The sequence below is a fragment of the Negativicoccus succinicivorans genome, assembly GCF_018373335.1.
In the GTDB taxonomy this organism is placed as follows: Bacteria; Bacillota; Negativicutes; order Veillonellales; family Negativicoccaceae; genus Negativicoccus; species Negativicoccus succinicivorans_A.
The window spans coordinates 1-2,860 of record NZ_JAHAHH010000103.1 but is presented as its reverse complement, the minus strand read 5'-3'; the positions used below and the strand labels follow the sequence as shown (position 1 = coordinate 2,860).

The following is a 2,860-nucleotide window of genomic DNA, read 5'->3' as shown; positions in this document are numbered from 1 at the left end:
CCGACGCCGCTGACTTGCGCCATGTCGTTCAGCGTTTGCGGACGCTTTTCGCACATTTCGAGCAGCGTCGCGTCGCTGAAAATGACGTAGGGCGGCACGTTGCGTTTTTCGGCCAGCGTTTTGCGCGCCGCGGCGAGACGGGTGAAAAGCGGATCTTTGCGCGGCGCGGTGTGCGTTTTCGGCAGGGTAGTTGCGCCGCGTCGGCGCGGACTTTGCGGGATCGGCATGGTCACCGTCTGCGTGCCGCGCAATACTTCTTCACCGCTCACGGTCAACGCCAGCAGCGGGTACTTGGTGCCGCGTTTATATAAGTAACCGTCGGCGATATACTGCTCGATTTCCCGGCGCAAATCACGTTCGCTTTCGCCGCTGCGCGCGCCGTAGTAGCGGCAGTATTCAAATTCGCGCGCGCGATCTTTGGCCTGTAACGCGCCGCGTAAAATGCGAACTACGGTCGCGATACCGTAGCGCTCTTTGATTTCTTCGACGGTTTTGAAAACCGTACGCGCGTCGCCCGTCACATCGCAGGTTTCCGTCGGGGTTTCGCATTGACTGCAATGACCGCAAGGCGCGGTGTCGGTCGCGCCGAAGTGTTGGAGAATCTGCGCGCGCAGGCAGCGGTTCGTCTGGCAATACGCTTCCATTTCCTCCAAGCGATCACGGGCGGCGGTATCGATAACGCCGGTTTCCTGTTCCGTTTGTTCGATTAAAAATCGTTGCGTACGCACGTCCTGACCGCTGTATAAAAGAATGCATTCCGCCGGCGCGCCGTCACGTCCGGCGCGGCCCGCTTCCTGATAATACGCTTCAATGCTTTTCGGCAATTGGTAATGGAGCACGTAGCGCACATCGGGTTTATCGATGCCCATGCCGAACGCGTTCGTCGCCACGATCACGGACGCTTTGTCACGCACAAACGCGTTTTGCGCGCGCGTGCGCACCGTCTCGCTTAAGCCGGCGTGGTAGCGCACGCAGGGCACATTGGCGCGGGTGAGGTCATGGTACACTTCATCGACGGCTTTGCGCGTCGCGCAATAAATAATGCCGGCTTCGCCGCGATGCGCCGCGACATACATGCGCACGTAATCTTTTTTCTTCGCGCCGCGCACCACGCCAAAATATAGATTGGGTCGGTCGAAACTGGTCACGAAAATCGCCGGCTTTTCCAACTGCAGAAACGTTATGATGTCCTGTTGCACCTGCGGCGTCGCCGTGGCCGTGAAGGCGCCGATGACCGGTCGCTTAGGCAGTGTTTGCAAGGCGGCGGCGATGGTGCGATAGCTCGGCCGAAAATCATAACCCCATTCGCTGATGCAATGGGCTTCATCGACCACGCACATCGTCACATTGAGCTTGCTGAGAAAATTGAGAAATGACGACGAGGTCAGGCGTTCCGGCGCGATATAAAGCAACCGATACGCGCCGCGCAACAACGCGCGCATGCGTTCCCGATACGTTTCATCATCCAAGCTGGAGTTCAAATACGTCGCGGGAATTTCGTTGGCGACCAAGGCGTCGACCTGGTCTTTCATCAACGCGATTAATGGCGAGATGACAAGGGTCAGCCCGTTTTGCACGAGCGCCGGCAATTGGTAGCACAGCGACTTGCCGCCGCCGGTCGGTAAAATCGCGAGCGTGTCGCGTCGCGCGAGGAGCGATTGCACGATGTCGGCCTGCGCCGGACGAAATGATGTGAAGCCGAAATAGTGTTGCAGATATTGATGCAAAGTCGTGGTACTCATCGCTCCTCCTTTCGGAATTATTATAGCAGACAAAAGGGCGAAATCTTTTTCGTTTTCATTTCCGGTAATAAAAAACACGCCGGGAGCGGCGCTCAAAGAAAAATCGGGACAGAAAAAAAGAGCACATACATGCTCTTTTTTCTCCACTTACCTTCTGCCCAAAGTCATAATAACATGAAGATCGTAATAATGCAATTATATTCAGGTAATAATATATAATATTACATAAATATATAAGGGAAGCGAGTAATGCCGTTTTTTGCAAGTTAAAAAATGACTGCAGCAACGCCGGCGAAAATGCGTGGCGGAAGGAAGCGAAGCGGAATAAAACGGAACGGGCGCGGCCGCTTCGTCTCCCGAACGGTTACGCATCGAAGCGGGTACGGTGGAAAGCGTACGTGAGCGCGTCAAATATGGACGTCCGCTGCGGTGAAACATTTTTATCGTAAAATAAAATAAAAAGTCAAAAATATTTTTCTGAGAAAAAACGCTCATTATACGCCACTCAATTCGCGTTGCGGAATAAAAACAAATCCGGAAAAAGTCCGCGGCGCTTGTTTTTTGCACGTAATATAAGGACTGAAAGGGTTACGCGCTACTTTTTTATAAAAATATTGTCAACATTTATTTTTTAATAAACAAACGAATTTTGAAAAATGCGATTGAATTATCGGCGGCGGTTCGGTATAGTAAACACAGATACGGCATTTCTCAGGAGATGCCTTGCCTATTATCGAACCATTGCTATTACGTATTCGGAACGGAGTAGGAACCTGTTAGGAGGAACCGAAATGAACGGAAAAATTTTAATTGTAGAAGACGAAAAGAAAATCGCCCGCTTTTTACAGCTGGAATTGGAACACGACGGCTATGAATGCGTGCTCGACTTTACCGGCGGCGGTGTCATCGACCATATCGGTCAGGGACACTTCGATTTGATTTTGTTGGATTTAATGTTGCCGGAGGAAGACGGTTTTTCGATTATCAAACGCGTGCGCGAGATGAGCAATATACCGATTCTCGTGCTTTCGGCGAAAGACGATGTCGACTCCAAGGTACAAGGTTTGGATCTCGGCGCGGATGATTATCTCACCAAGCCCTTCAGCGTGGAGGAGCTG

2 protein-coding genes are annotated in these 2,860 nt (G+C 52.2%); one reads left to right on the top strand and one right to left on the bottom strand.

Annotated features, from left to right (window positions below; translation table 11 throughout):
- Positions 1-1,742: DNA helicase RecQ (gene recQ / locus KH813_RS06365; RefSeq protein ID WP_303994512.1), on the bottom strand; the 1,742-nt coding region annotated here is incomplete at its 3' end.
- Between the two features lie 791 nt (positions 1,743-2,533).
- On the opposite strand from recQ, the gene KH813_RS06360 reads away from it, so the two are divergent.
- On the top strand, positions 2,534-2,860 hold a 327-nt coding region (locus tag KH813_RS06360; RefSeq protein ID WP_303994511.1), incomplete at its 3' end, for a response regulator transcription factor.